Below are 23,634 nucleotides of genomic sequence, written 5' to 3'. Positions count from 1 at the left end.
GTGGGAGGATTCGGGTACGGCGGGCCAGGGCCGCGCACCCGGACCGGCCGTGGCAGTTCCAGGCGCGAGCATGAGGAGCATCGTTGAGCAGGTTGCGTTGGCTGACCGCTGGGGAGTCGCACGGACCCGCGCTGGTCGCGACGCTGGAGGGGCTTCCCGCCGGCGTTCCGGTCACCACTGAGCTGGTGGCCGACCACCTCGCGCGGCGACGCCTGGGCTATGGCCGCGGTGCGCGGATGAAGTTCGAGCAGGACGAGGTGACCTTCCTCGGCGGTGTCCGGCACGGGCTGTCGCTGGGTTCGCCGGTGGCCGTGATGGTCGGCAACACCGAGTGGCCCAAGTGGGAGAAGGTCATGTCGGCCGACCCGGTGGACCCGGCGGAGCTGAAGGAGACCGGCCGCAACGCGCCGCTGACCCGTCCGCGCCCCGGTCACGCCGACCTGGCCGGCATGCAGAAGTACGGCTTCGACGAGGCCCGGCCGATCCTGGAGCGCGCCAGCGCCCGCGAGACCGCCGCCCGCGTCGCCCTCGGCGCCGTGGCCCGCTCCTTCCTCAAGGAGGCCGCGGGCATCGAGATCGTCTCCCACGTGGTCGAACTGGCCGCCGCCAAGGCCCCGTACGGCGTGTACCCCACCCCGGCCGACGTCGAGAAGCTCGACGCCGACCCGGTCCGCTGCCTCGACGCCGACGCGAGCAAGGCGATGGTGGCCGAGATCGACCAGGCCCACAAGGACGGCGACACCCTCGGCGGCGTCGTCGAGGTCCTGGCCTACGGCGTGCCCGTCGGCCTCGGCTCCCACGTCCACTGGGACCGGCGTCTCGACGCCCGCCTGGCCGCGGCCCTGATGGGCATCCAGGCCATCAAGGGCGTCGAGGTCGGCGACGGCTTCGACCTGGCCCGCGTCCCCGGTTCGAAGGCGCACGACGAGATCGTCGCCACCCCCGAGGGCATCAAGCGCACCTCCGGGCGCGCCGGCGGCACCGAGGGCGGCCTGAGCACCGGCGAGCTGCTGCGCGTCCGCGCGGCCATGAAGCCGATCGCGACCGTGCCCCGCGCGCTCGCCACCGTCGACGTGGCGACCGGCGAGGCCGCCGCGGCCCACCACCAGCGCTCCGACGTGTGCGCGGTGCCCGCCGCGGGCATCGTGGCCGAGGCCATGGTCGCCCTGGTCCTCGCGGACGCGGTGGTGGAGAAGTTCGGCGGCGACTCGGTGGCCGAGACCCGCCGCAACGTCACGTCGTACCTCGAGAACCTCCAGATCCGGTGACCGGCGGACCCCTGGTCGTCCTCGTCGGACCCATGGGATCCGGCAAGTCCACGGTGGGCGCGCTGCTGGCCGATCGGCTCGGCGCGCCCTACCGGGACACCGACGCGGACATCGTGGCCGCCCAGGGCCGGGAGATCTCCGAGATCTTCGTGGACGAGGGCGAGCCGTACTTCCGCGAGCTGGAGAAGGCTGCCGTCGCGGCCGCCGTCGCCGAGCACCGGGGCATCCTGGCGCTCGGCGGCGGTGCCGTCCTCGACGCGGACACCCGCGAGCTGCTGGCCGGGCAGCCGGTGGTCTACCTGTCGATGGACGTCGAAGAGGCCGTGCGCCGGGTCGGCCTCGGCGCCGCCCGCCCGCTGCTCGCCGTCAACCCGCGCCGGCAGTGGCGCGAGCTGATGGAGGCCCGCCGCCACCTGTACACCGACGTCGCCCGCGTCGAGGTGGCCACCGACAACCGCACCCCCGAAGAGGTCGCCGAGGCGATCCTCGACGCACTGGAGTTGAAGGACGTATGACGGACGTGACGCGGATCCAGGTCGGCGCGAGCGCAGGCCACGACGCGTACGAGGTCCTGGTCGGCGAGCAGCTGCTCGGCGAGCTCGCCGGTCTCATCGGCACGAAGGCCAGGCGCGTGGCGGTGATCCACCCGGAGGCGCTCGCGTCCACCGGCGAGGCGCTCCGCGACGACCTGGCCGAGCAGGGCTACGAGGCCATCGCCATCCAGGTGCCCAACGCCGAGGAGGCCAAGACCGCCGAGGTCGCGGCGTACTGCTGGAAGGCGCTGGGCCAGTCCGGCTTCACCCGCACCGACGTGATCGTCGGCGTGGGCGGCGGCGCCACCACGGACCTGGCGGGCTTCGTCGCGGCCACCTGGCTGCGCGGGGTGCGCTGGATCGCCGTACCGACCACCGTGCTGGCCATGGTGGACGCGGCCGTGGGCGGCAAGACCGGCATCAACACCGCCGAGGGCAAGAACCTCGTGGGCGCCTTCCACCCGCCGGCCGGCGTGCTGTGCGACCTGGCGGCGCTGGAGTCGCTGCCGGTCCACGACTACGTGAGCGGCCTGGCGGAGATCATCAAGGCCGGCTTCATCGCCGACCCGGTGATCCTGGACCTCGTCGAGGCCGACCCGGAGGCCGCCCGTACCCCCGCCGGCCCGCACACCGCCGAGCTGATCGTCCGCTCCATCCAGGTCAAGGCCGACGTGGTCTCCAGTGACCTCAAGGAGTCCGGCCTGCGGGAGATCCTCAACTACGGGCACACCCTCGCCCACGCGATCGAGAAGAACGAGCGCTACAAGTGGCGGCACGGCGCGGCCGTCTCCGTCGGCATGGTCTTCGCCGCCGAGCTGGGCCGCCTCGCCGGCCGCCTGGACGACGCGACCGCCGACCGCCACAAGTCGGTGCTGGCCTCCGTCGGCCTGCCACTGACCTACCGCGGTGACCAGTGGCCCAAGCTGCTGGAGACCATGAAGGTCGACAAGAAGTCCCGCGGCGACCTGCTGCGGTTCATCGTCCTCGACGGCCTGGCCAAGCCCACCGTCCTGGAGGGCCCCGACCCGGCCGTCCTCGTGGCGGCGTACGGCGAGGTCTCCGCGTGAGCCGCCGGGTGCTGGTCCTCAACGGGCCGAACCTCGGCCGCCTCGGCTCCCGCGAGCCGGACGTGTACGGGGCCACCTCGTACGCCGGACTGGTGGACACCTGCCGGAAGGTCGGCGCCGAGCTGGGCTTCGACGTCGAGGTCCGCGAGACCAACGACGAGGGCCAGATGATCCGCTGGCTGCACGAGGCGGCCGACGGCCGGCTGCCCGTGGTCATCAACCCCGGCGCCTTCACGCACTACTCGTACGGGATGCGCGACGCGGCGGCACAGCGCACCGCGCCGCTCATCGAGGTGCACATCTCCAACCCGTACGCCCGGGAGGAATTCCGGCACACCTCGGTGATCGCGGCCGTGGCGACCGGGACCGTGGCCGGCTTCGGCATCGGCTCCTACCGGCTGGCCCTGCGGGCGCTCGCCGACGAGCTGGCCGACCAGCTGGGCGACTGACCGGCCGGTAGACCGACGACCGGCCGGAGGACCGACCAACCGGAGGACGGACTCGCCGGGAGGCTGACCGACCGGGCAGCGGACCCGGCGGCGACCGGCCCGCAGGCGCCATCGCGGGCCGGTCGATTCCGGCCGAATCCCGGACAAGGGGCACTCCCGACCGTCCCCGGCCGTTCTTCGCAGGACGGCCGGGGACGGTAACGTTTCCGCATCAGTGGCGTGGTACGGACGGAGTGGCAACGGATGCAGCACGCAGTGGGGGGCTGGGGCCAGCCGGGACAGCACCCGGCGGCGCAGGTTCCGCCGGGGGGCCCGGCGGCCCTGGGCTGGACCGACCCCACGGGGCACCTGGCGCTGCCGCCCGGCGGCCCCGTACCGCACCCGGCGCCGCCCGCGCAGGGCACCGGTCACGCCACCCTCGCCGTCCTGCTCATAGGCCCGGCGGGCGCGGGCAAGACCACCGTGGCCCGGCACTGGGCGGCGACCCGGCCCGTGCCCACCGCCCACATCAGCCTCGACGACGTGCGCGAATGGGTCTGCTCGGGCTTCGCCGACCCCCAGGCCGGCTGGAACGAGCACTCCGAGGCCCAGTACCGGCTGGCCCGCCGCACCTGCGGCTTCGCCGCCCGCAACTTCTTGGCCAACGGCATCTCCTGCATCGTCGACGACGCCGTCTTCCCCGACCGGCCCGTGGTGGGCCTCGGCGGCTGGAAGCGGCACGTGGGCCCGGGCCTGCTGCCCGTGGTCCTGCTCCCGGGGCTGGAGATCGTCCTGGAGCGCAACGCGGAGCGCAGCGGCAACCGGCGGCTGTCCGACGAGGAGGTCGCCCGGATTCACGGGCGGATGGCCGGCTGGTACGGCTCCGGGCTGCCGATCATCGACAACTCGCAGTACGACGTGGAGACCACCGCCCGCGCCCTGGACGAGGTGCTGGCCCGCGCGATCGCGGCCCCGCCCGGCTGGTAGCCGGCCGCCCCGCACCCCGTCCGGACGCGCTCGGCAGGCCGGTCGGCCCGCACGCTCGTACGCTCGGAAACATGTCAGAGGTGTACGCGGTCCGCCGCGGCCTGTTGCGCGACCGGTTCACCGCCGCCGGCAGCCAGGCCGCCCTGATCTCCCGTCCGGCCAACGTCCGCTATCTCGCCGGGGCGGCCCCCCGGGGCGCCGTGCTGCTGCTCGGCCCCGGCGAGGACCTGCTGTTCTGCCCGGACAGTCCGACCGGCGAGCCCGAGGAGGGCCGCCTGGACGAGCTGCTCAAGGTCTCCGTACTGGCGCGGCCGGGTGGTGATCCCGCCGTCGCCGCCGCCGACCTGGCGGCCGGTGCCCGTGCCGACGGCCTCGCGGTCGAGGAGCACCACCTGACCGTGGCCCGGCACCGGGCCCTCGGTTCCGTCGCCCCCCGCCTGCGGCTGGCCGACCTCGGCCTCGCGGTCGAACAGCAGCGGCTGGTGAAGGACGAGGAGGAGATCGCCTGCCTCCGGATCGCCGCCGAGATCGCCGACCAGGCCCTCGGCGAGCTGCTGGAGTCGATCCTGGTCGGCCGCACCGAGCGGCACCTCGCCCTGGAGCTGGAGCGCCGGCTGGTCGACCACGGGGCTGACGGCCCCGCCTTCCGCACCTCCGTGGCCACCGGACCGCACTCCGGCCGCTCCGGCCACCGCCCCACCGACCGGCGGGTCGAGGAGGGCGACTTCCTCTCCGTCTGCCTCGGCGCCAACTACCGCGGCTACCGCTGCGAGATCGGCCGCACCTTCGTCATCGGCACGACGCCCGCCGACTGGCAGATCGAGCTGTACGACCTGGTCTTCGCCGCCCAGCGGGCCGGCCGCGAGGCCCTCGCCCCGGGCGCCGCGTACCGCGACGTCGACCGCGCCGCACGCCAGGTGATCGACTCCGCCGGCCACGGCGAGGCGCTCGCGCCCTGGACCGGACACGGGGTCGGACTCGAAATCGACGAGGACCCGCAGCTCGCACCCGACGCAATGGGTAAACTGGACGCTTGCGTGCCGGTCACCGTCGAACCGGGGGTCCACCTCCCGGGCCGGGGCGGCGTCCGGATCGATGACACGCTCGTCGTACGCCCCGAGGCGGACGGCGGACCCGAGCTACTCACCATTACGACCAAGGAGCTGCTCGCGCTGTAGCCGCACGTGCGGCACGGGCGCGCGCCCGTGGTCTTTCAGTCCAGGAGATTTGGCAACCGTGGCTTCCACGAACGACCTCAAGAACGGCATGGTGCTCAAGCTCGACGGGGGCCAGCTCTGGTCCGTCGTCGAGTTCCAGCACGTCAAGCCCGGCAAGGGCCCGGCCTTCGTGCGCACCAAGCTCAAGAACGTGCTGTCCGGCAAGGTCGTCGACAAGACCTTCAACGCGGGCGTGAAGGTCGACACGGCCACGATCGACCGCCGCGACATGCAGTTCTCCTACATGGACGGCGAGTACTTCGTCTTCATGGACATGGAGACCTACGACCAGCTGCACATCGACCGGAAGGTCGTCGGCGACGCCGCGAACTTCCTGATCGAGGGCTTCGAGGCCTCCGTCGCCCGCCACGAGGGCGAGGTGCTGTACGTCGAGCTCCCGGCCGCCGTCGAGCTGGTCATCCAGCACACCGACCCGGGCGTCCAGGGCGACCGCTCCACCGGTGGCACCAAGCCCGCCACCCTGGAGACCGGCCACGAGATCCAGGTGCCGCTCTTCGTCACCACCGGCGAGAAGGTCAAGGTCGACACCCGCAACAGCTCCTACCTCGGCCGGGTGAACGACTAACCGTGGCTGCCCGCAGCAAGGCCCGCAAGCGCGCCTTCCAGATCCTCTTCGAGGCCGATCAGCGCGGCGAGTCCGTGCAGACCGTCCTCGCGGACTGGATCCGCCACTCGCGGTCGGACGACCGGCAGCCGCCGGTCGCGGAGTACACGATGCAGCTGGTCGAGGGGTACGCCGACAAGGTGGCCCGGATCGACGACCTGATCGTCACCTACGCGAAGGACTGGGACCTCGACCGCATGCCGGTCGTGGACCGGAACATCGTCCGGCTCGCCACGTACGAGCTGGTGTGGGAGGACGACACCCCCGACGCCGTCGTGATCGACGAGGCCGTGCAGCTCGCCCGGGAGTTCTCCACCGACGACTCCCCGGCCTTCGTGAACGGCCTGCTCGGCCGCTTCAAGGAGCTGAAGCCGAACCTGCGTCGCGAGGCCTGAGCGCCTCCCGACGGTTCCGCGGACACGGAAGGGGCCCGCAGCATCCGCTGCGGGCCCCTTCCGTGCGTCCGGGGCCGGCGGCCCGGCCCCTCCTGCCGTTGGTCCGGACCGGGCGCGCCTTCCGGCCAAAGGCGCTGGGGCCCCTTGAGGCCCACACGTCACCGGTGACATATTCGGGGCGCACTCTCCCGGTGGGAATCCGACAGGCACACACACGGGGTGACAGCGATGCCGGACACGGTCCCGAGGGCCCTCCAGGACGACGTACCGACCGCCCTCCACGACGACTTCCTCAGCCGGCCCGCCGCGCGGGCCGCCGACACCGAATGGCTGGAGCGCCGGCGCGGGGGCATCCGGGCCCGCGCCGGGGAACGGTGTACCGGCACGGCCGGGGGGACGGCGGAGGCGGAAGCCCTCTGGGCCGCCCGCTCCTACCCCGTCCTGGCCGTCCTCGCGCCCGTGATGAGCACGCACGAGGAGAAGATCGAGTTCCCCGGCGACCCCATGTGCCTCTACACGGCACTGAGTCATGCCATCGCCCGGATCGCCGAGGTCCGCGCCTCGGGCGCGCTGACCGTCGACGGGTACAACGACTTCTGTCCGGCCCTCGGCCGATTACCCACGCCCGACTACCGATTACGGGCCCCGGAGGGAGCCGTCCGCTTCACTCCGGAAGACCTCGCCGCCGGCGAACTCACCACCGACCAGTGCGTCTTCGACCCCCGCGTGTGGAACGCCGGGGCCGAGACCTGCTTCCGCGAGCGGGTCCTGCGGGTCCTGCGCCCCCGCGCCGTCCTGATCAGCACCGTCTCCCCGGGCCACCGCTACGCCCTCGCCATGGCGCGCGTGGTCAAGGAGGAGCTGCCCGACTGCCTCGTCGTGCTGGGCGGCCGCCACGTCGACGAGACCGTCCGCTACGACGCCCGCGCCCGCCGGGTCCGTCTCGCCCCCAGCAGCCCCCTGGTCGCCGACCGGCCCCGCGGCTCCCTGCCGGTCGACCTCCTCTGCGCCGGAGAGGGCTCCTACGCGCTGGACCTGCTGCTCCGCGCCGTCTCCCTGGCCTGCGACCCCGTCACCGGCGTGCCCACCACGGACCGGACGGTGGCGGCGCTGGGGCTGCTCGCCCGGCACGAGAAGGAGATCAGGGGGAGCGCGCTGATCCTCGCCCTCGGCACCACGGACGGCCGCCGCCACGCCTTCCCCCTGGACGGCGAGCGCATCGCGCTGGAGAGCCTGCCCGCCCCGTACGCCGCCTTCGCCGTCCGGGCCCGCTTCCCCGTCTTCACGCGCCCCGACGGCGCCGGCATGCTGACCGCGCACATGATGCTGACCAACGCCTGCCCGTACCACTGCAACTTCTGCTCCGAGGGCGCGCTGGTCGTCGGCGGACTCAAGCGCTTCCCGCGCCACGCGGTGACCGCGGCCGTCGAGCGGGTCGCCGAGTACGTGTCGTACGGCGCCGAGTCCCTCTTCTTCGACGACTCGATCCTGTGGGCCGGGGACCTCACGGCCGTCCGGGCCTTCTGCGCGGAGCTGTCCGCCCTGCGCACGGCCGGCCCCGGGGACGCCCTGCCCGGCGCCCGGCTGCTGCGCACCCCCGCCGACCGGGACCGGCTGCGCGCGCTGAAGTGGGGCGCCCAGTTCACCGTGGACTCGCTCACCGGCCTGCGCTCGCCGGCGGAGGTGCGGGAGACGCTCACGGCGCTGCGGGCGGCCGGGTGCACGTACGCCTACGTCGGCATCGAGAGCCTGGCGCCCGAGGTGATGCGGCACATCCACAAGAACCTCCGCCCGGACGCCCCGGAGAGCTGGGAGGAACGCGTCCGCGCCGCCCTCACCCTGCTGCGCGCGGCCGGCATCGAGGTGTGCAGCTCGGTGCTGTTCGGCCTCGAAGGGGAGACCCGCGCGACCATCGACCACACCATCGCCGGGGTGTCCCGGCTGATCCGCGACGGGCTCCTGTCGATCGCGAGCCCGAACATCCTCACGTACCACCCCGGGACGCCGCTGACCCGGCAGCACGGGATGGCCGACCGGCTGGACTACCACAGCCCGGACGTGGAGAGCCGTCCCCCGTACACCTTCTTCGAGGAGGCCTTCCCGGGCGTCGTATCGCGCGCCCTGACCGAGGAGGACATCTGGCACATCCACCGGGCCGCCCAGGCCGCCTGGGGCGCGCACCGCAACACCCAGGCGATGGCGGAGACCCTGCTCTGACCCTGTCTCCGTGCCTGGCCCCCGCCCCAGACCCCGTCCCTGACCGTTCTTGACCCCGCCCCGCCCCGCCCCCGTCCCGTACCACCGACGAATCGCGAGGATCCGCCGTGATCTCCTTCCTGACCGACTACGGGCTGTACGACGGCTTCGTCGCCGCCTGCCACGGGGTGATCGCGCGGATCGCCCCGGACGAGCGGATCACCGACATCACCCACCTGGTGCCCGCGCGCGACATCCGGCGCGGGGCCGCCGTGCTGGCCGAGACCGTCCCGTACCTGCCCGACGGCTCCGTGCACGTCGCGGTGGTCGACCCGGGCGTGGGCACCGGCCGCCGGGCGGTGGTGCTGGTGTCCGCGCGGGGCGACCTGCTGGTCGGGCCCGACAACGGCCTGCTGCCCGAGGCCGCCGGGGCGCTGGGCGGGCTGGTGGCCGCGTACGAGATCAAGAGCCCCGCGGTGCTCGCCGCGCGGGTCTCGCACACCTTCCACGGGCGGGACGTGTTCTGCCCGGCGGGCGCCCACCTGGCGGCCGGCACCCCGGTCGCGGAGGTGGGGCCGGAGCTGGACCCGGCCTCGCTGGTCCGGCTGCACGCGCCTGTCTGCCGGCGGGATCCGGCGACCGGGGAGGTGGTGGGGGAGGTGCGCACGGTCGACCACTTCGGGAACGTGCAGACCGCGATCGGCGCCGGGCCGCTGGCGGAGTCGGGCCTGGTGCCGGGGCCCGGGGCGGCCGTGCTGCTGCGGCTGACCGGCCGGGCCCAGCCGCTGCGGGTGCCCTTCGGGCGGACGCTGGGCGACGTGCCGCCGGGGGAGCTGGTGGCGTTCCTCGACTCCGCCGGGCTGTTCACGGTGGCGGTGAACTGCGGGGACGGCGCGTCCCGGCTGGGTGTGCGGCCCGGCAGCACGGTGGTGGTGAGCACGGCCCGTTGAACCGGGCCCCGGCGTTGCGGCGTACGACGAGATCCCGCCCAGGAGGGCCCGATGGACTTCGGCATCAACTTCTTCCCCGCCGTCAGCCCGGCCGAGAAGGCCGCCTCCCGCTACTTCGCCGAGGCGCTGGCCCTGGTGGAACTGGCGGAGGACCTCGGCTTCGGCCATGTGAAGGCGGTGGAGCACTACTTCTTCCCGTACGGCGGCTACAGCCCCGACCCGGTGGCGTTCCTGGCCGCCGCCGCGGCCAGGACCAGCCGGATCCGGCTGGTCACCGGTGCCGTGATCCCCGCGTTCAGCCATCCGGTGCAGCTGGCCGGGAAGCTGGCGATGCTGGACAACCTCGCGCACGGCCGGCTCGACGTGGGCGTGGGGCGGGGCTTCCTGCCGGGGGAGTTCGAGGCCTTCGGCATCCCGATGGAGGAGAGCCGGGACCGGTTCACCGCCGGGGTCGAGGCCGTGCGCCGGCTCTGGAGCGAGGAGGAGGTGCGGGTCGACGGCCCCTGGTTCCGCTTCGGCCCGGTGACCCTGCTGCCCCGCCCGTACCAGCGTCCGCACCCGCCGCTGCTGGTGGCCGCCGCCGTGTCGCCGGAGTCGTGCCGGGCGGCGGGCGCCGCGGGGCACGGGCTGATGCTGGTGCCCTCGGTGGCGCCACGGGAGACCGTCCGGTCGATGATCGACGTGCACCGGGAGGCCTGGCGGGCCGCGGGCCACCCGGCGGGCGCGGAGCGGGTGCACCTGACGTACGACTGCTTCGTCCACGAGGACGGCAGCGCGGCCAGGGCGGCGGCGCGCGCCTACGCGGGCCGCTACCAGGAGCGCTTCCGGGCGGCCCTGACCGGCTGGGGCGGCGCCGACCGGCCCGGTTACGAGGGCTACCGGCGGCTGGTCGAGCAGGTCGGTACGGGTGATCCGGACGCGGCGGTGCGCGCGGACCAGGTGCTGGCGGGCACCCCGGACGAGGTGCTGGCGCAGCTGACCCGGATCCGCGACTGGTTCGGCGACGCCGCGGTGAGCCTGAACCTGGGTACCGGGGCGGAGCCCCCGGAGGAGGCCGAGCGGACGGTCCGGCTGCTGGGCAAGCACGTGCTGCCCGCCTTCCCCGAGCCGTCCTGAGCGCGAGCGCTCCGGAACCCAAGGCCCCCCTGAGCCCCACCGGCCCCGAGGCCCCCGGGAACGCCGAAGGGCCGGCGGGAGCCCGAACGGGCTCCCGCCGGCCCCGGCGGTACGTTTCTGCTGGGCCCTGCGAGGGGTTATGCGTCCTCGTGGGTGACCGCGCGGCGCGCGTCGGCGTCGAGCACGCCCCAGCTGATCAGCTGCTCGGTCAGGACCGAGGGGGACTGGTCGTAGATGACGGCCAGGGTGCGGAGGTCGTCCTGGCGGATCGACAGCACCTTGCCGTTGTAGTCGCCCCGCTGGCTCTGGATGGTGGCGGCGTAGCGCTGCAGCGGGCCGGCCTTCTCGGCGGGCACGTGCGCCAGACGCTCCAGGTCGAGACGCAGCTTCGGCGGCGGCTCGGCGGCGCCGCCCGGGGTCGTACCCGGCAGCAGCTCCTGGACCGGCACCCCGTAGAAGTCCGCGAGCTCGGCGAGCCGCTGGACGGTCACGGCGCGGTCCCCGCGCTCGTAGGAACCGACCACGACCGCCTTCCAGCGGCCCTGGGACTTCTCCTCGACACCGTGGAGGGAAAGCCCCTGCTGGGTGCGGATCGCGCGGAGCTTGGCCCCGAGCTGTTTGGCGTATTCGCTGGACATAAGGCTCCCGGACGCTGTGACGACGTGCGGCTCCGCCGCGCGGCTGGTAACTCACTGTGAGGTTACGCAGCGTTACGTGGATGCGTCAAGCCGAATGGTCGCCGCCGCCCCCTTACGAGCCCGCCGCGGACCGGTGTCCGAAAAGCCTGGCGGGGGGCCTGATCGACTCCACACCCCGGTTCACTCCCCGGTGCGCCGGGACCCCCGCGGCGCGGCGGCCCCGCGCCTGCTGGTACGGTGGACGGCGTACATCAGACGTCCTTTAAATGCCGTCCCGTGAGGCGGAGAAGGAGGTCCGCTCCCATGGACACCAGCACGACCGATGCGGCCCGGCCCGTTCTCGAGGGCCCGGACATCGCGCGGGTTCTGACCCGCATCGCCCACGAGATCGTCGAGCGCGCCAAGGGCGCCGACGACGTGGTGCTCCTCGGCATCCCGACGCGCGGCGTCTTCCTCGCCCGCCGGATCGCCGCCAAGCTCGAAGAGATCACCGGTGCCAAGATCCCGGTCGGCTCCCTCGACATCACGATGTACCGCGACGACCTGCGCATGAAGCCGGCGCGCGCCATCGGCCGCACGGAGATCCCCGGCGACGACATCGACGGCCGCCTCGTGGTCCTCGTCGACGACGTCCTCTTCTCCGGCCGCACCATCCGCGCCGCCCTCGACGCCCTGGGCGACATCGGCCGGCCCCGCGCCGTCCAGCTCGCGGTCCTCGTCGACCGCGGCCACCGCGAACTCCCGATCCGTGCCGACTACGTCGGCAAGAACCTCCCCACGTCGCTGCGGGAGACGGTCAAGGTCCAGCTCCAGGAGGAGGACGGCCGTGACGCCGTCCTGCTCGGCCAGCGGACCGACACGGCAGACCAGCACTAGCCCGTCCGGGTGATGGACCCTTCCCCGCGCCCGACGGCCGGAGGAACCGGGTCCACGCCGAGGCCTGCCCGCCCGCATTCCCGAGCCACCCTCCTCCACACCCACGGAGCACCCAGATGAAGCGCCACCTCATCTCGGCCGCCGACCTCACGCGCGACGACGCCGTCCTCATCCTCGACACCGCCGAGGAGATGGCCCGGATCGCGGACCGGCCGATCAAGAAGCTGCCCACCCTGCGCGGCCGCACGATCTGCAACCTCTTCTTCGAGGACTCCACCCGCACCCGGATCTCGTTCGAGGCCGCGGAGAAGCGCCTGTCGGCCGACGTCATCAACTTCGCCGCGAAGGGCTCCAGCGTCTCGAAGGGCGAGTCCCTCAAGGACACCGCCCAGACCCTGGAGGCCATGGGCGTCGACGCGGTCGTCATCCGGCACAGCGCGTCCGGAGCCCCGTACCGCCTGGCGACCTCCGGCTGGATCGACGCCCCCGTGATCAACGCGGGCGACGGCACCCACCAGCACCCCACCCAGGCCCTGCTGGACGCCTTCACCATGCGCCGCCGCCTGGTCGGCAAGGACGCGCTCGGCCAGGACCTGGCCGGCAAGCGGATCACGCTCGTCGGCGACGTGCTGCACAGCCGCGTGGCCCGCTCCAATGTGGACCTCCTGCACACCCTGGGCGCCGAGCTCACCCTGGTGGCCCCGCCCACCCTGGTCCCGGTCGGCGTGGAGAACTGGCCCTGCCAGGTCAGCTACGGCCTCGACGAGGTGCTGCCGAAGTCGGACGCGGTCATGATGCTGCGTGTGCAGCGCGAACGCATGAACGCCGCCTTCTTCCCGACCGAGCGCGAGTACAGCCGCCGCTACGGCCTCGACGCCGTCCGCATGGCGAAGATGCCCGAGCACGCGATCGTGATGCACCCCGGCCCGATGGTCCGCGGCATGGAGATCACCGCCGAGGTCGCCGACTCCGACCGCTGCACGGTCGTCGAGCAGGTCGCCAACGGCGTCTCGATCCGCATGGCCGTCCTGTACCTGCTGCTCGGGGGCTCCGAGCCCGCCGTGACCACCCCTGCCGCCCCCACCGCCACCGCCACCGAGGAGACGAAGTAACCATGAGCAAGATCCTGATCCGTGGCGCGAAGGTCCTCGGCGGCGAGCAGCAGGACGTCCTGATCGACGGCGAGACCATCGCCGAGGTGGGACAGAACCTCTCCGCGGAAGGCGCGCAGGTGATCGAGGCCGAGGGCCAGATCCTGCTGCCCGGCCTGGTCGACCTCCACACCCACCTCCGCGAGCCCGGCCGCGAGGACTCCGAGACCGTCCTCACCGGCACCCGCGCCGCCGCCTCCGGCGGCTACACCGCGGTGTTCGCCATGGCCAACACCTTCCCGGTCGCCGACACCGCCGGCGTGGTCGAGCAGGTCTACCGCCTCGGCCAGGAGCACGGCTACTGCGACGTGCAGCCCATCGGCGCCGTCACCGTCGGCCTGGAGGGCAAGCAGCTCGCCGAGCTGGGCGCCATGCACGAGTCCGCCGCCGCCGTGAAGGTCTTCTCCGACGACGGCAAGTGCGTGGACGACGCGGTGATCATGCGCCGCGCCCTGGAGTACGTGAAGGCCTTCGGCGGCGTCGTCGCCCAGCACGCCCAGGAGCCGCGCCTCACCGAGGGCGCCCAGATGAACGAGGGCACGGTCTCCGCGGAGCTGGGCCTGGGCGGCTGGCCGGCCGTCGCGGAGGAGTCGATCATCGCCCGCGACGTGCTCCTCGCCGAGCACGTCGGCTCGCGCGTGCACATCTGCCACCTGTCCACGGCCGGCTCCGTCGAGATCGTCCGCTGGGCCAAGTCCCGCGGCATCGACGTCACCGCCGAGGTCACCCCGCACCACCTGCTCCTCACCGACGAGCTGGTCCGCACGTACAACCCGGTCTACAAGGTCAACCCGCCGCTGCGCACCGAGGCCGACGTGCTCGCCCTGCGCGAGGCCCTGGCCGACGGCACGATCGACATCGTCGCCACCGACCACGCCCCGCACCCCCACGAGGACAAGGACTGCGAGTGGGCCGCGGCCGCCATGGGCATGGTGGGCCTGGAGACCGCGCTGAGCGTCGTCCAGCAGACCATGGTCGACACCGGGCTGCTCGACTGGGCGGGCGTCGCCGACCGGATGTCCGCCGCCCCCGCGCGCATCGGCCGTCTCGAAGGACACGGACGTCCCGTCTCGGCAGGTGAACCCGCCAACATCACGCTGGTCGATCCTGCGTACCGTGGAGTCGTGGACCCCGCAGACTTCGCCTCCCGCAGCCGCAACACGCCCTACGAGGGCCGCGAGCTGCCGGGTCGTGTCACCCACACCTTCCTGCGGGGCCGGGCAACGGTCGTGGACGGGAATCTCGCGTGACACCTGAAGCAATCCTTCTGGCCGCAGGGGCCGCCGAACGCGAATCGGCGAAGGTGACGGACTGGGGCGCACGCATCGCGTGGGTCGTCGGCCTGGTCGTCTTCATCGCGTTCGTCTACTGGCTGATGCGCCAGGGCTGGAAGTGGCGCGGCGCGCTCCAGGGCGACCTGCCCGAGCTGCCCGCCGCTCCCGACGGGCTGCCGGCCCACCGGCTGGCCCTCACCGGCCGGTACCACGGGTCCACCACGGCAGGGCAGTGGCTGGACCGGATCGTGGCCCACGGCCTCGGGGTCCGCAGCCGTGTCGAGCTCACCCTCACCGACGCGGGCCTGGACGTGGTCCGTCCGGGTGCCACCGACTTCTTCGTACCGGCCGCGCAGCTGCGCGGCGCCCGCCTCGACAAGGGAATCGCGGGCAAGGTACTGACCGAGGGCGGACTGCTCGTCGTCACCTGGGCGCATGGCGACAAGCTGATCGACTCCGGTTTCCGCTCCGACCGTGCGGCCGAGCACGCCGCCTGGGTCGAAGCCATCAACTCCATGAACCAATCCATCACGACGGAAGGCGCCGAACGATGACGACCTCCACCAGGGGAGCTGTGAAAACTCCCGCCGTACTCGTCCTGGAGGACGGCCGCATCTTCCGCGGACGCGCCTACGGGGCCGTGGGGGAGACCTTCGGCGAGGCCGTGTTCTCCACCGGCATGACCGGGTACCAGGAGACCCTGACCGACCCCTCGTACCACCGCCAGGTCGTCGTCATGACCGCCCCGCACGTGGGCAACACCGGCGTCAACGACGAGGACCCCGAGTCCTCCCGCATCTGGGTCTCCGGCTACGTCGTCCGCGACCCCGCCCGCATGCCCTCCAACTGGCGCTCCCGGCGCTCGCTGGACGAGGAGCTCACGGCGCAGGGCGTCGTCGGCATCTCCGGCGTCGACACCCGCGCCCTCACCCGCCACCTGCGCGAGCGCGGCGCCATGCGCGTCGGCATCTTCTCCGGCGAGGCCGTCGCGGACGACGCGGTGCTGCTGGCGAAGGTCCAGGAGCAGCCCCAGATGAAGGGCGCCAACCTCTCCGCGGAAGTGGCCACCAAGGAGGCGTACGTCGTCCCCGCGATCGGTGAGAAGAAGTTCACCGTCGCCGCGGTCGACCTGGGCATCAAGGGCATGACCCCGCACCGGATGGCCGAGCGCGGCATCGAGGTCCACGTGCTGCCCGCCACCGCCACCGCCGAGGACGTGTACGCGGTGGACCCGGACGGCGTGTTCTTCTCCAACGGCCCGGGCGACCCGGCCACCGCCGACCACCCGGTCTCCGTCATGCAGGCCGTGCTGGAGCGCAGGACGCCGCTCTTCGGCATCTGCTTCGGCAACCAGATCCTGGGCCGCGCGCTCGGCTTCGGCACGTACAAGCTGAAGTACGGCCACCGCGGCATCAACCAGCCGGTGCAGGACCGCACGACCGGCAAGGTCGAGGTCACCGCGCACAACCACGGCTTCGCCGTGGACGCGCCGCTCGACAAGGTCTCCGAGACCCCCTACGGCCGCGCCGAGGTCTCCCACGTCTGCCTGAACGACAACGTGGTGGAGGGCCTCCAGCTGCTCGACCAGCCGGCCTTCAGCGTCCAGTACCACCCCGAGGCGGCCGCGGGCCCGCACGACGCCGCGTACCTCTTCGACCGCTTCGTTTCTCTGATGGAGGCCGAGCGTGCCTAAGCGCACCGATATCCAGTCCGTCCTGGTCATCGGCTCCGGCCCGATCGTCATCGGCCAGGCCGCCGAGTTCGACTACTCCGGCACCCAGGCCTGCCGCGTCCTCAAGTCCGAGGGCCTGCGGGTCATCCTGGTGAACTCCAACCCCGCGACGATCATGACCGACCCGGAGATCGCCGACGCCACGTACGTCGAGCCGATCACCCCGGAGTTCGTCGAGAAGATCATCGCGAAGGAGCGCCCCGACGCGCTCCTGCCCACCCTGGGCGGCCAGACCGCGCTCAACACCGCCATCTCCATGCACGAGCAGGGTGTGCTGGAGAAGTACGGCGTCGAGCTGATCGGCGCCAACGTCGAGGCGATCAACAAGGGCGAGGACCGCGACCTCTTCAAGGGTGTCGTCGAAGCCGTCAAGGCCAAGATCGGCTACGGCGAGTCCGCCCGCTCGGTCATCTGCCACTCCATGGACGACGTCCTCAAGGGCGTGGACACCCTCGGCGGCTACCCCGTCGTCGTCCGCCCCTCCTTCACCATGGGCGGCGCCGGCTCCGGCTTCGCGCACGACGAGGAGGAGCTGCGCCGCATCGCCGGCCAGGGCCTGACGCTCTCCCCGACCACGGAGGTGCTCCTGGAGGAGTCCATCCTCGGCTGGAAGGAGTACGAGCTGGAGCTGATGCGCGACAAGGCCGACAACGTCGTGGTCGTCTGTTCCATCGAGAACTTCGACCCGATGGGCGTGCACACCGGTGACTCGATCACCGTCGCCCCGGCGATGACCCTCACCGACCGCGAGTACCAGCGCCTGCGCGACATCGGCATCGCGATCATCCGCGAGGTCGGCGTCGACACCGGCGGCTGCAACATCCAGTTCGCGATCAACCCGGACGACGGCCGCGTCATCGTCATCGAGATGAACCCGCGCGTCTCCCGCTCCTCGGCCCTCGCGTCGAAGGCCACCGGCTTCCCGATCGCCAAGATCGCCGCCAAGCTGGCCATCGGGTACACCCTCGACGAGGTCCCGAACGACATCACCGAGAAGACCCCGGCCTCCTTCGAGCCCACGCTCGACTACGTCGTGGTCAAGGCCCCGCGCTTCGCCTTCGAGAAGTTCCCGCTGGCCGACGCCACCCTCACCACCACCATGAAGTCGGTGGGCGAGGCCATGGCCATCGGCCGCAACTTCACCGAGGCCCTCCAGAAGGCCCTGCGCTCCCTGGAGAAGAAGGGCTCGCAGTTCGCCTTCACCGGCGAGCCCGGCGACAAGGACGAGCTGCTGCGCGTCGCGGTCCGCCCGACCGACGGCCGCATCAACACCGTCATGCAGGCGATCCGCGCCGGCGCCACCCCCGAGGAGGTCTTCGACGCCACGAAGATCGACCCGTGGTTCGTGGACCAGCTCTTCCTGATCAAGGAGATCGCCGACGAGCTGGCCGGCGCCGAGAAGCTCGGCCCCGAGCTGCTCGCCGAGGCCAAGCGCCACGGCTTCTCGGACGCCCAGATCGCCGAGATCCGCGGCCTGCGCGAGGACGTCGTCCGCGAGGTCCGGCACGCCCTCGGCGTCCGCCCGGTCTACAAGACGGTCGACACCTGCGCCGCCGAGTTCGCCGCCAAGACCCCGTACTTCTACTCGTCCTACGACGAGGAGACCGAGGTCGCGCCCCGCGAGAAGCCCGCGGTGATCATCCTGGGCTCCGGCCCGAACCGCATCGGCCAGGGCATCGAGTTCGACTACTCCTGCGTCCACGCCTCCTTCGCGCTCAGCGACGCGGGCTACGAGACCGTGATGGTCAACTGCAACCCCGAGACCGTCTCGACGGACTACGACACCTCCGACCGCCTGTACTTCGAGCCGCTCACGCTCGAGGACGTGCTGGAGATCGTGCACGCCGAGTCCCTCGCGGGCCCGATCGCCGGCGTCGTCGTCCAGCTCGGCGGCCAGACCCCGCTGGGCCTCGCCCAGGCGCTCAAGGACAACGGCGTGCCGGTCGTCGGCACCTCCCCGGAGGCCATCCACGCCGCCGAGGACCGCGGCGCCTTCGGCCAGGTCCTGCTGGAGGCCGGCCTGCCCGCCCCGAAGCACGGCACCGCCACCACCTTCGCCGGAGCCAAGGCCATCGCCGACGAGATCGGCTACCCCGTCCTCGTACGCCCCTCGTACGTGCTCGGCGGCCGCGGCATGGAGATCGTCTACGACGAGGCGCGCCTGGAGGCGTACATCGCCGAGTCCACGGAGATCTCCCCGACCCGCCCGGTGCTGGTCGACCGCTTCCTCGACGACGCGATCGAGATCGACGTCGACGCCCTCTACGACGGGCACGAGCTCTACCTCGGCGGCGTCATGGAGCACATCGAGGAGGCCGGCATCCACTCCGGCGACTCGGCCTGCGCCCTGCCCCCGATCACCCTCGGCGGCTTCGACATCAAGCGCCTGCGCGCCTCCACCGAGGCGATCGCCAAGGGCGTCGGCGTCCGCGGCCTGATCAACATCCAGTTCGCGATGGCCGGCGACATCCTCTACGTGCTGGAGGCCAACCCGCGCGCCTCCCGGACCGTCCCCTTCACCTCGAAGGCGACCGCGGTCCCGCTGGCGAAGGCCGCCGCCCGCATCTCGCTGGGCGCCACCATCGCCGAGCTGCGCGCCGAGGGCCTGCTGCCGAAGACCGGCGACGGCGGCACCCTGCCGCTCGACGCGCCGATCTCCGTCAAGGAGGCCGTGATGCCGTGGAGCCGCTTCCGCGACATCCAGGGCCGCGGCGTGGACACCGTCCTCGGCCCGGAGATGCGCTCCACCGGCGAGGTCATGGGCATCGACTCGGTCTTCGGCACGGCGTACGCCAAGTCGCAGGCCGGCGCCTACGGCCCGCTGCCCACCAAGGGCCGCGCGTTCATCTCCGTCGCCAACCGCGACAAGCGCTCGATGATCTTCCCGGCCCGCGAGCTGGTCGCCCACGGCTTCGAGCTGATGGCCACCTCGGGCACCGCCGAGGTGCTGCGCCGCAACGGCATCAACGCCACCGTGGTGCGCAAGCTCAGCGAGGGCGAGGGCCCCAACGGCGAGAAGACCATCGTCCAGCTGATCCACGACGGCCAGGTCGACCTGATCGTCAACACCCCGTACGGCACCGGCGGCCGCCTCGACGGCTACGAGATCCGCACGGCGGCCGTGGCCCGCAGCGTCCCGTGCCTCACGACGGTCCAGGCGCTGGCCGCCGCCGTCCAGGGCATCGACGCGCTCAACCGCGGCGACGTGGGCGTGCGCTCCCTCCAGGAGCACGCGGAGCACCTGATCGCGGCCCGCGACTAGCAGCCCGTACGAAAGGGGGGCACCGGCGAGAACGACCGGTGTCCCCCCTTTCATGGGGTCAATCCGAGCGCACAACGGACTCAAGGGATAAACCGGACGATGTACAAGCTGTTCTTCAACCTGGTCTTCAAGCGGATGGACCCCGAGCAGGCCCACCACATGGCCTTCCGCTGGATCCGCCTGGCCGCCCGCACCCCCGTGCTGCGCACCTTCGTGGCCGCCTACCTCGCCCCCCGCACCAAGGAACTGCGCACCGAGACCCTGGGCCTGCGCTTCCACAGCCCCTTCGGCCTCGCCGCCGGCTTCGACAAGAACGCCGTCGCCATCGACGGCATGGCGATGCTCGGCTTCGACCACGTCGAGATCGGCACCGTCACCGGCCAGGCCCAGCCCGGCAACCCCAAGAAGCGGCTCTTCCGCCTGGTGCCGGACCGCGCCCTGATCAACCGCATGGGCTTCAACAACGAGGGCTCCGCCGCCGTGGCCGCCCGCCTCGGCGCCCGCCGCCCGGTCTTCAAGCCGGTCGTCGGCGTCAACATCGGCAAGACCAAGGTCGTCCCCGAGGCCGAGGCCGCCGCCGACTACGTGGTCTCCACCGAGCACCTCGCCCGGCACGCCGACTACCTGGTCGTCAACGTCTCCTCGCCCAACACCCCCGGCCTGCGCAACCTCCAGGCCACCGAGTCGCTGCGGCCGCTGCTGACCGCCGTGCGCGAGGCCGCCGACCGCACCGTCACCGGCCGCCGCGTCCCGCTGCTGGTCAAGATCGCCCCCGACCTCGCCGACGAGGACGTGGACGCCGTCGCCGACCTCGCCGTGGAGCTGGGCCTGGACGGCATCATCGCCACCAACACCACCATCGCCCGCGAGGGCCTCGGCCTGAAGTCCGACCCCGCCCTGGTCAAGGAGACCGGCGGGCTGTCCGGCGCCCCGGTCAAGGAGCGCTCCCTGGCGGTCCTGCGCCGCCTCTACGCGCGCGTCGGCCACCGGATCGTCCTGGTGGGCGTCGGCGGCATCGAGAACGCCGAGGACGCCTGGCAGCGGATCCTCGCCGGCGCCACCCTGGTCCAGGGCTACAGCGCCTTCATCTACGAGGGCCCCTGCTACGCCCGCGCCATCCACAAGGGCCTCGCCGCGCGCCTGGCCGCCAGCCCGTACGCCACGCTCGCCGACGCCGTCGGCGCCGAGACCCGGAAGGCCTCCCTGTGACGCTCCCCTTCGGCACCCGCCTCCGCGAGGCCATGGACGCCCGCGGCCCGCTCTGCGTCGGCATCGACCCGCACGCCTCGCTGCTCGCCTCCTGGGACCTGACCGACGACGTGGCCGGCCTGGAGCGGTTCTCCCGCACGGTGGTCGAGGCGCTGGCCGACTCCGTGGCGGTGTTCAAGCCGCAGGCCGCCTTCTTCGAGCGCTTCGGCTCCCGGGGCATCGCGGTGCTGGAGCGCACGGTGGCCGACGCCCGCGCCGCCGGCACCCTGGTGCTGATGGACGCCAAGCGCGGTGACATCGGCTCGACCATGGCCGCGTACGCGGAGACCTTCCTGCGCAAGGACTCCCCGCTCTTCTCCGACGCCCTGACCGTCTCCCCGTACCTCGGCTACGGCTCGCTCAAGCCCGCCGTCGACCTGGCCCGCGAGTCCGGATCCGGCCTGTTCGTGCTGGCCCTGACCTCCAACCCGGAGGGCGCCGAGGTCCAGCGGGCGGTGCGCGAGGACGGCCGGACCATCGGCGCCACCATGCTGGCCCACCTGGCCGAGGAGAACGCCGGCGCCGAGCCGATGGGCTCCTTCGGCGCGGTGGTCGGCGCCACCCTCGGCGACCTGTCCTCCTTCGACCTGGACATCAACGGCCCGCTGCTGGCCCCCGGCATCGGTGCGCAGGGCGCCACCGCGGCCGACCTGCCGGCGGTCTTCGGCTCCGCCGTCCGCAACGTGGTCCCGAACGTCTCGCGGGGCGTCCTCGCGCAGGGTCCCGACGCGGCCGCGCTGCGGTCCGCCTCCGACCGGTTCGCGGACGAGATCCGCGCGGCCGTCGCCGCGTAGCGGCGACCCCGGGAGGGGGGTGCGGGGAGGGCTCCCGCACCCCCCTCCCGCGCGTCCGGCTCCGGGTCGGACCTCCGGGCGCGGCCCGTTCGAGCGGCGGTCGATGATGGCCGGAAACACACCCCCGGAACCGGCCCGTGCGGGGCTCGGATTCGACACCGCGCGCGACGGCCCGGCGTTCGGACCGGCGTTCGGACCGGCGCGGGCCCCGGCGCACCGGGGCGCCCCGGTGGCGCTCCGTGGCCCCGCCACCGCGCTCCGGAGCCGCGGCGACCTGCGCGGGAGCACCGGCAGGCACCGAATCTCGTCATTCCGCGTGTCGCTCACGCCCGCCTCCCGGCCGTCTTGACGAAATCCTCACCCAAAACCGGGGTGTTTTGTCTGTGATGTACGGTTCAGTGGAGGCTGACCAGGACTTTTCGTCTGTTCTCGCTGACTGGAGCGGCCTTGGCCGCTAGTCTCCGACCAGAGCGAACGCACACACCCGTTGTGTGCAGCTCGCCTGGTGGGGTGCCCCGTGGTGCTCCGCCGGTCCGTATCCGACAGTTCGACATCCGAGGTGACGTAGGCGTGGCTCTTCCGCCCCTTACCCCTGAACAGCGCGCAGCCGCGCTCGAAAAGGCCGCCGCGGCTCGCCGGGAGCGGGCCGAGGTGAAGAATCGACTCAAGCACTCCGGCGCCTCCCTGCACGAGGTCATCAAGCAGGGCCAGGAGAACGATGTCATCGGCAAGATGAAGGTCTCCGCCCTCCTCGAGTCCCTTCCCGGCGTGGGCAAGGTCCGCGCCAAGCAGATCATGGAGCGTCTCGGCATCTCCGAGAGCCGTCGTGTCCGTGGTCTCGGTTCCAACCAGATCGCCTCCCTGGAGCGCGAGTTCGGCGGCAGCGGCGCCTGAGGCGTCGCCCCGAGTTGTCCGAGTGTTCTCAGGCAGTCCTGAGAACCGGGATAATCGCTCCATGGCAGCAGAGGTTCGTCCGCGGCTGACCGTGCTCTCCGGCCCCTCCGGGGTCGGCAAGAGCACGGTCGTCGCGCATATGCGCAAGGTTCACCCCGAGGTATGGCTCTCGGTGTCGGCCACCACCCGCAAGCCGCGACCCGGCGAGCGGCACGGAGTCCACTACTTCTTCGTCACCGACGACGAGTTCGACAAGCTGATCGCCAACGGCGAGCTGCTCGAGTGGGCCGAGTTCGCGGGCAACCGCTACGGCACCCCGCGGGCCGCCGTCGGCGAGCGCCTCGACGCGGGCGAGCCCGTGCTGCTGGAGATCGATCTCCAGGGTGCCCGGCTCGTCCGGGAGTCGATGCCGGAGGCCCAGCTGGTCTTCCTCGCCCCGCCGAGCTGGGACGAGCTGGTCCGCCGCCTCACCGGCCGCGGCACCGAGGCCCCCGAGGTCATCGAGCGCCGGCTGGAGGCCGCGAAGGTCGAGCTCGCGGCCGAATCCGAGTTCGACACGACCCTGGTCAACACCTCCGTCGAGGACGTAGCACGTGAGCTGCTAGCCTTGATGGAAGTTGTTTGATCGTTGTTTGATCTTTTACCCATCTTCGGAAGGTAGAGCGTGTCCTCTTCCATCACCGCGCCCGAGGGCATCATCAACCCGCCGATCGACGAGCTGCTCGAGGCCACGGACTCGAAGTACAGCCTCGTGATCTACGCGGCCAAGCGCGCGCGTCAGATCAACGCGTACTACTCGCAGCTCGGTGAGGGCCTGCTGGAGTACGTCGGCCCGCTGGTGGACACCCACGTCCACGAGAAGCCGCTGTCGATCGCGCTGCGCGAGATCAACGCGGGTCTGCTGACCTCCGAGGCCATCGAGGCCCCGGCCCAGTAAGGCGCCAGCAATACCTTCACCACAGGCCCGGCAGCGCAGCTGCCGG

General features: G+C 72.3%; 23 protein-coding genes. 22 read left to right on the top strand and 1 reads right to left on the bottom strand.

Annotated elements, in window-relative coordinates; translation table 11 throughout:
- The first annotated feature begins 83 nt into the window (after positions 1 to 83).
- From aroC to ACIQUQ_RS22590, 11 genes are all read left to right on the top strand, one after another.
- Positions 84 to 1,268: a chorismate synthase gene (aroC, locus tag ACIQUQ_RS22640; RefSeq protein ID WP_403978615.1), complete on the top strand. Its 1,185-nt coding sequence runs from the start codon at positions 84 to 86 to the stop codon at positions 1,266 to 1,268.
- On the top strand, positions 1,265 to 1,783 hold the full coding sequence (locus ACIQUQ_RS22635) for a shikimate kinase (RefSeq protein WP_403978612.1): 519 nt from the start codon (positions 1,265 to 1,267) through the stop codon (positions 1,781 to 1,783). Before aroC ends, ACIQUQ_RS22635 begins: the two co-directional genes overlap by 4 nt.
- Complete coding sequence (gene aroB, locus ACIQUQ_RS22630; protein WP_403978609.1) at positions 1,780 to 2,868, top strand: 3-dehydroquinate synthase; 1,089 nt, start codon at positions 1,780 to 1,782, stop codon at positions 2,866 to 2,868. The genes ACIQUQ_RS22635 and aroB overlap by 4 nt, the downstream gene beginning before the upstream one ends.
- A complete protein-coding gene (gene aroQ, locus ACIQUQ_RS22625; RefSeq protein ID WP_403978606.1) occupies positions 2,865 to 3,317 on the top strand; it encodes a type II 3-dehydroquinate dehydratase in 453 nt (150 codons plus the stop codon). Before aroB ends, aroQ begins: the two co-directional genes overlap by 4 nt.
- A 243-nt stretch (positions 3,318 to 3,560) precedes the next feature.
- Complete coding sequence (locus ACIQUQ_RS22620) at positions 3,561 to 4,283, top strand: AAA family ATPase (RefSeq protein WP_403978603.1); 723 nt, start codon at positions 3,561 to 3,563, stop codon at positions 4,281 to 4,283.
- A 71-nt stretch (positions 4,284 to 4,354) separates the two neighbouring features.
- Positions 4,355 to 5,461 (top strand): aminopeptidase P family protein, encoded by a 1,107-nt coding sequence (locus ACIQUQ_RS22615; RefSeq protein WP_403978600.1) that lies wholly within the window; start codon positions 4,355 to 4,357, stop codon positions 5,459 to 5,461.
- 58 nt (positions 5,462 to 5,519) lie between these two features.
- Complete coding sequence (gene efp / locus ACIQUQ_RS22610; protein ID WP_403978597.1) at positions 5,520 to 6,086, top strand: elongation factor P; 567 nt, start codon at positions 5,520 to 5,522, stop codon at positions 6,084 to 6,086.
- A 2-nt stretch (positions 6,087 to 6,088) separates the two neighbouring features.
- Entirely contained in the window at positions 6,089 to 6,520 is a 432-nt protein-coding gene (gene nusB / locus ACIQUQ_RS22605; protein WP_399947491.1) for a transcription antitermination factor NusB, read from the top strand.
- A 228-nt stretch (positions 6,521 to 6,748) separates the two neighbouring features.
- The gene (locus ACIQUQ_RS22600) at positions 6,749 to 8,737 is read left to right on the top strand and encodes a B12-binding domain-containing radical SAM protein (protein WP_403978594.1); all 1,989 of its coding nucleotides are present in this window, start codon (positions 6,749 to 6,751) and stop codon (positions 8,735 to 8,737) included.
- 107 nt (positions 8,738 to 8,844) lie between these two features.
- Positions 8,845 to 9,666: an S-adenosyl-l-methionine hydroxide adenosyltransferase family protein gene (locus tag ACIQUQ_RS22595; protein WP_403978591.1), complete on the top strand. Its 822-nt coding sequence runs from the start codon at positions 8,845 to 8,847 to the stop codon at positions 9,664 to 9,666.
- A gap of 51 nt (positions 9,667 to 9,717) precedes the next feature.
- The gene (locus ACIQUQ_RS22590; RefSeq protein WP_403978588.1) at positions 9,718 to 10,782 is read left to right on the top strand and encodes an LLM class flavin-dependent oxidoreductase; all 1,065 of its coding nucleotides are present in this window, start codon (positions 9,718 to 9,720) and stop codon (positions 10,780 to 10,782) included.
- A 137-nt stretch (positions 10,783 to 10,919) separates the two neighbouring features.
- Here ACIQUQ_RS22590 and bldD read toward each other — a convergent pair whose 3' ends face one another.
- Complete coding sequence (bldD, locus tag ACIQUQ_RS22585) at positions 10,920 to 11,420, bottom strand: transcriptional regulator BldD (protein WP_365034064.1); 501 nt, start codon at positions 11,418 to 11,420, stop codon at positions 10,920 to 10,922.
- Positions 11,421 to 11,723: 303 nt separating this feature from the next.
- Here bldD and pyrR point away from each other — a divergent pair, with 303 nt between their 5' ends.
- The 11 genes from pyrR to rpoZ all read left to right on the top strand — a co-directional run bounded on the left by pyrR (position 11,724) and on the right by rpoZ (position 23,588).
- Positions 11,724 to 12,296 (top strand): bifunctional pyr operon transcriptional regulator/uracil phosphoribosyltransferase PyrR, encoded by a 573-nt coding sequence (pyrR, locus tag ACIQUQ_RS22580; RefSeq protein ID WP_399947483.1) that lies wholly within the window; start codon positions 11,724 to 11,726, stop codon positions 12,294 to 12,296.
- A 116-nt stretch (positions 12,297 to 12,412) separates the two neighbouring features.
- Entirely contained in the window at positions 12,413 to 13,408 is a 996-nt protein-coding gene (locus ACIQUQ_RS22575; protein ID WP_403978585.1) for an aspartate carbamoyltransferase catalytic subunit, read from the top strand.
- A 2-nt stretch (positions 13,409 to 13,410) separates the two neighbouring features.
- Positions 13,411 to 14,697 (top strand): dihydroorotase, encoded by a 1,287-nt coding sequence (locus tag ACIQUQ_RS22570; RefSeq protein ID WP_403978582.1) that lies wholly within the window; start codon positions 13,411 to 13,413, stop codon positions 14,695 to 14,697.
- Entirely contained in the window at positions 14,694 to 15,275 is a 582-nt protein-coding gene (locus ACIQUQ_RS22565; RefSeq protein ID WP_403978579.1) for a hypothetical protein, read from the top strand. The genes ACIQUQ_RS22570 and ACIQUQ_RS22565 overlap by 4 nt, the downstream gene beginning before the upstream one ends.
- Positions 15,272 to 16,414, top strand: coding sequence for a glutamine-hydrolyzing carbamoyl-phosphate synthase small subunit (gene carA, locus ACIQUQ_RS22560; protein WP_403978576.1), 1,143 nt, complete (start codon positions 15,272 to 15,274; stop codon positions 16,412 to 16,414). The genes ACIQUQ_RS22565 and carA overlap by 4 nt, the downstream gene beginning before the upstream one ends.
- On the top strand, positions 16,407 to 19,715 hold the full coding sequence (carB, locus tag ACIQUQ_RS22555) for a carbamoyl-phosphate synthase large subunit (RefSeq protein ID WP_403978573.1): 3,309 nt from the start codon (positions 16,407 to 16,409) through the stop codon (positions 19,713 to 19,715). Before carA ends, carB begins: the two co-directional genes overlap by 8 nt.
- 99 nt (positions 19,716 to 19,814) lie before the next feature.
- Positions 19,815 to 20,924, top strand: a complete 1,110-nt coding sequence (locus ACIQUQ_RS22550; RefSeq protein WP_403978570.1) for a quinone-dependent dihydroorotate dehydrogenase — start codon at positions 19,815 to 19,817, stop codon at positions 20,922 to 20,924.
- Positions 20,921 to 21,757: an orotidine-5'-phosphate decarboxylase gene (gene pyrF / locus ACIQUQ_RS22545; protein WP_403978567.1), complete on the top strand. Its 837-nt coding sequence runs from the start codon at positions 20,921 to 20,923 to the stop codon at positions 21,755 to 21,757. Before ACIQUQ_RS22550 ends, pyrF begins: the two co-directional genes overlap by 4 nt.
- 570 nt (positions 21,758 to 22,327) lie before the next feature.
- Positions 22,328 to 22,651, top strand: a complete 324-nt coding sequence (locus ACIQUQ_RS22540; protein ID WP_016638838.1) for an integration host factor — start codon at positions 22,328 to 22,330, stop codon at positions 22,649 to 22,651.
- Between the two features lie 61 nt (positions 22,652 to 22,712).
- Positions 22,713 to 23,276 (top strand): guanylate kinase, encoded by a 564-nt coding sequence (gmk, locus tag ACIQUQ_RS22535; protein ID WP_403978564.1) that lies wholly within the window; start codon positions 22,713 to 22,715, stop codon positions 23,274 to 23,276.
- Between the two features lie 39 nt (positions 23,277 to 23,315).
- Complete coding sequence (gene rpoZ / locus ACIQUQ_RS22530; RefSeq protein WP_004948662.1) at positions 23,316 to 23,588, top strand: DNA-directed RNA polymerase subunit omega; 273 nt, start codon at positions 23,316 to 23,318, stop codon at positions 23,586 to 23,588.
- The last annotated feature ends 46 nt before the right edge of the window (positions 23,589 to 23,634 follow it).

Origin of the sequence: Streptomyces sp. NPDC101118 (genome assembly GCF_044759445.1) — a bacterium.
Classification (GTDB): Bacteria; Actinomycetota; Actinomycetes; order Streptomycetales; family Streptomycetaceae; genus Streptomyces.
Note: the sequence above shows the minus strand (reverse complement) of the source record. Positions and strands in the feature narration are given on the sequence as shown.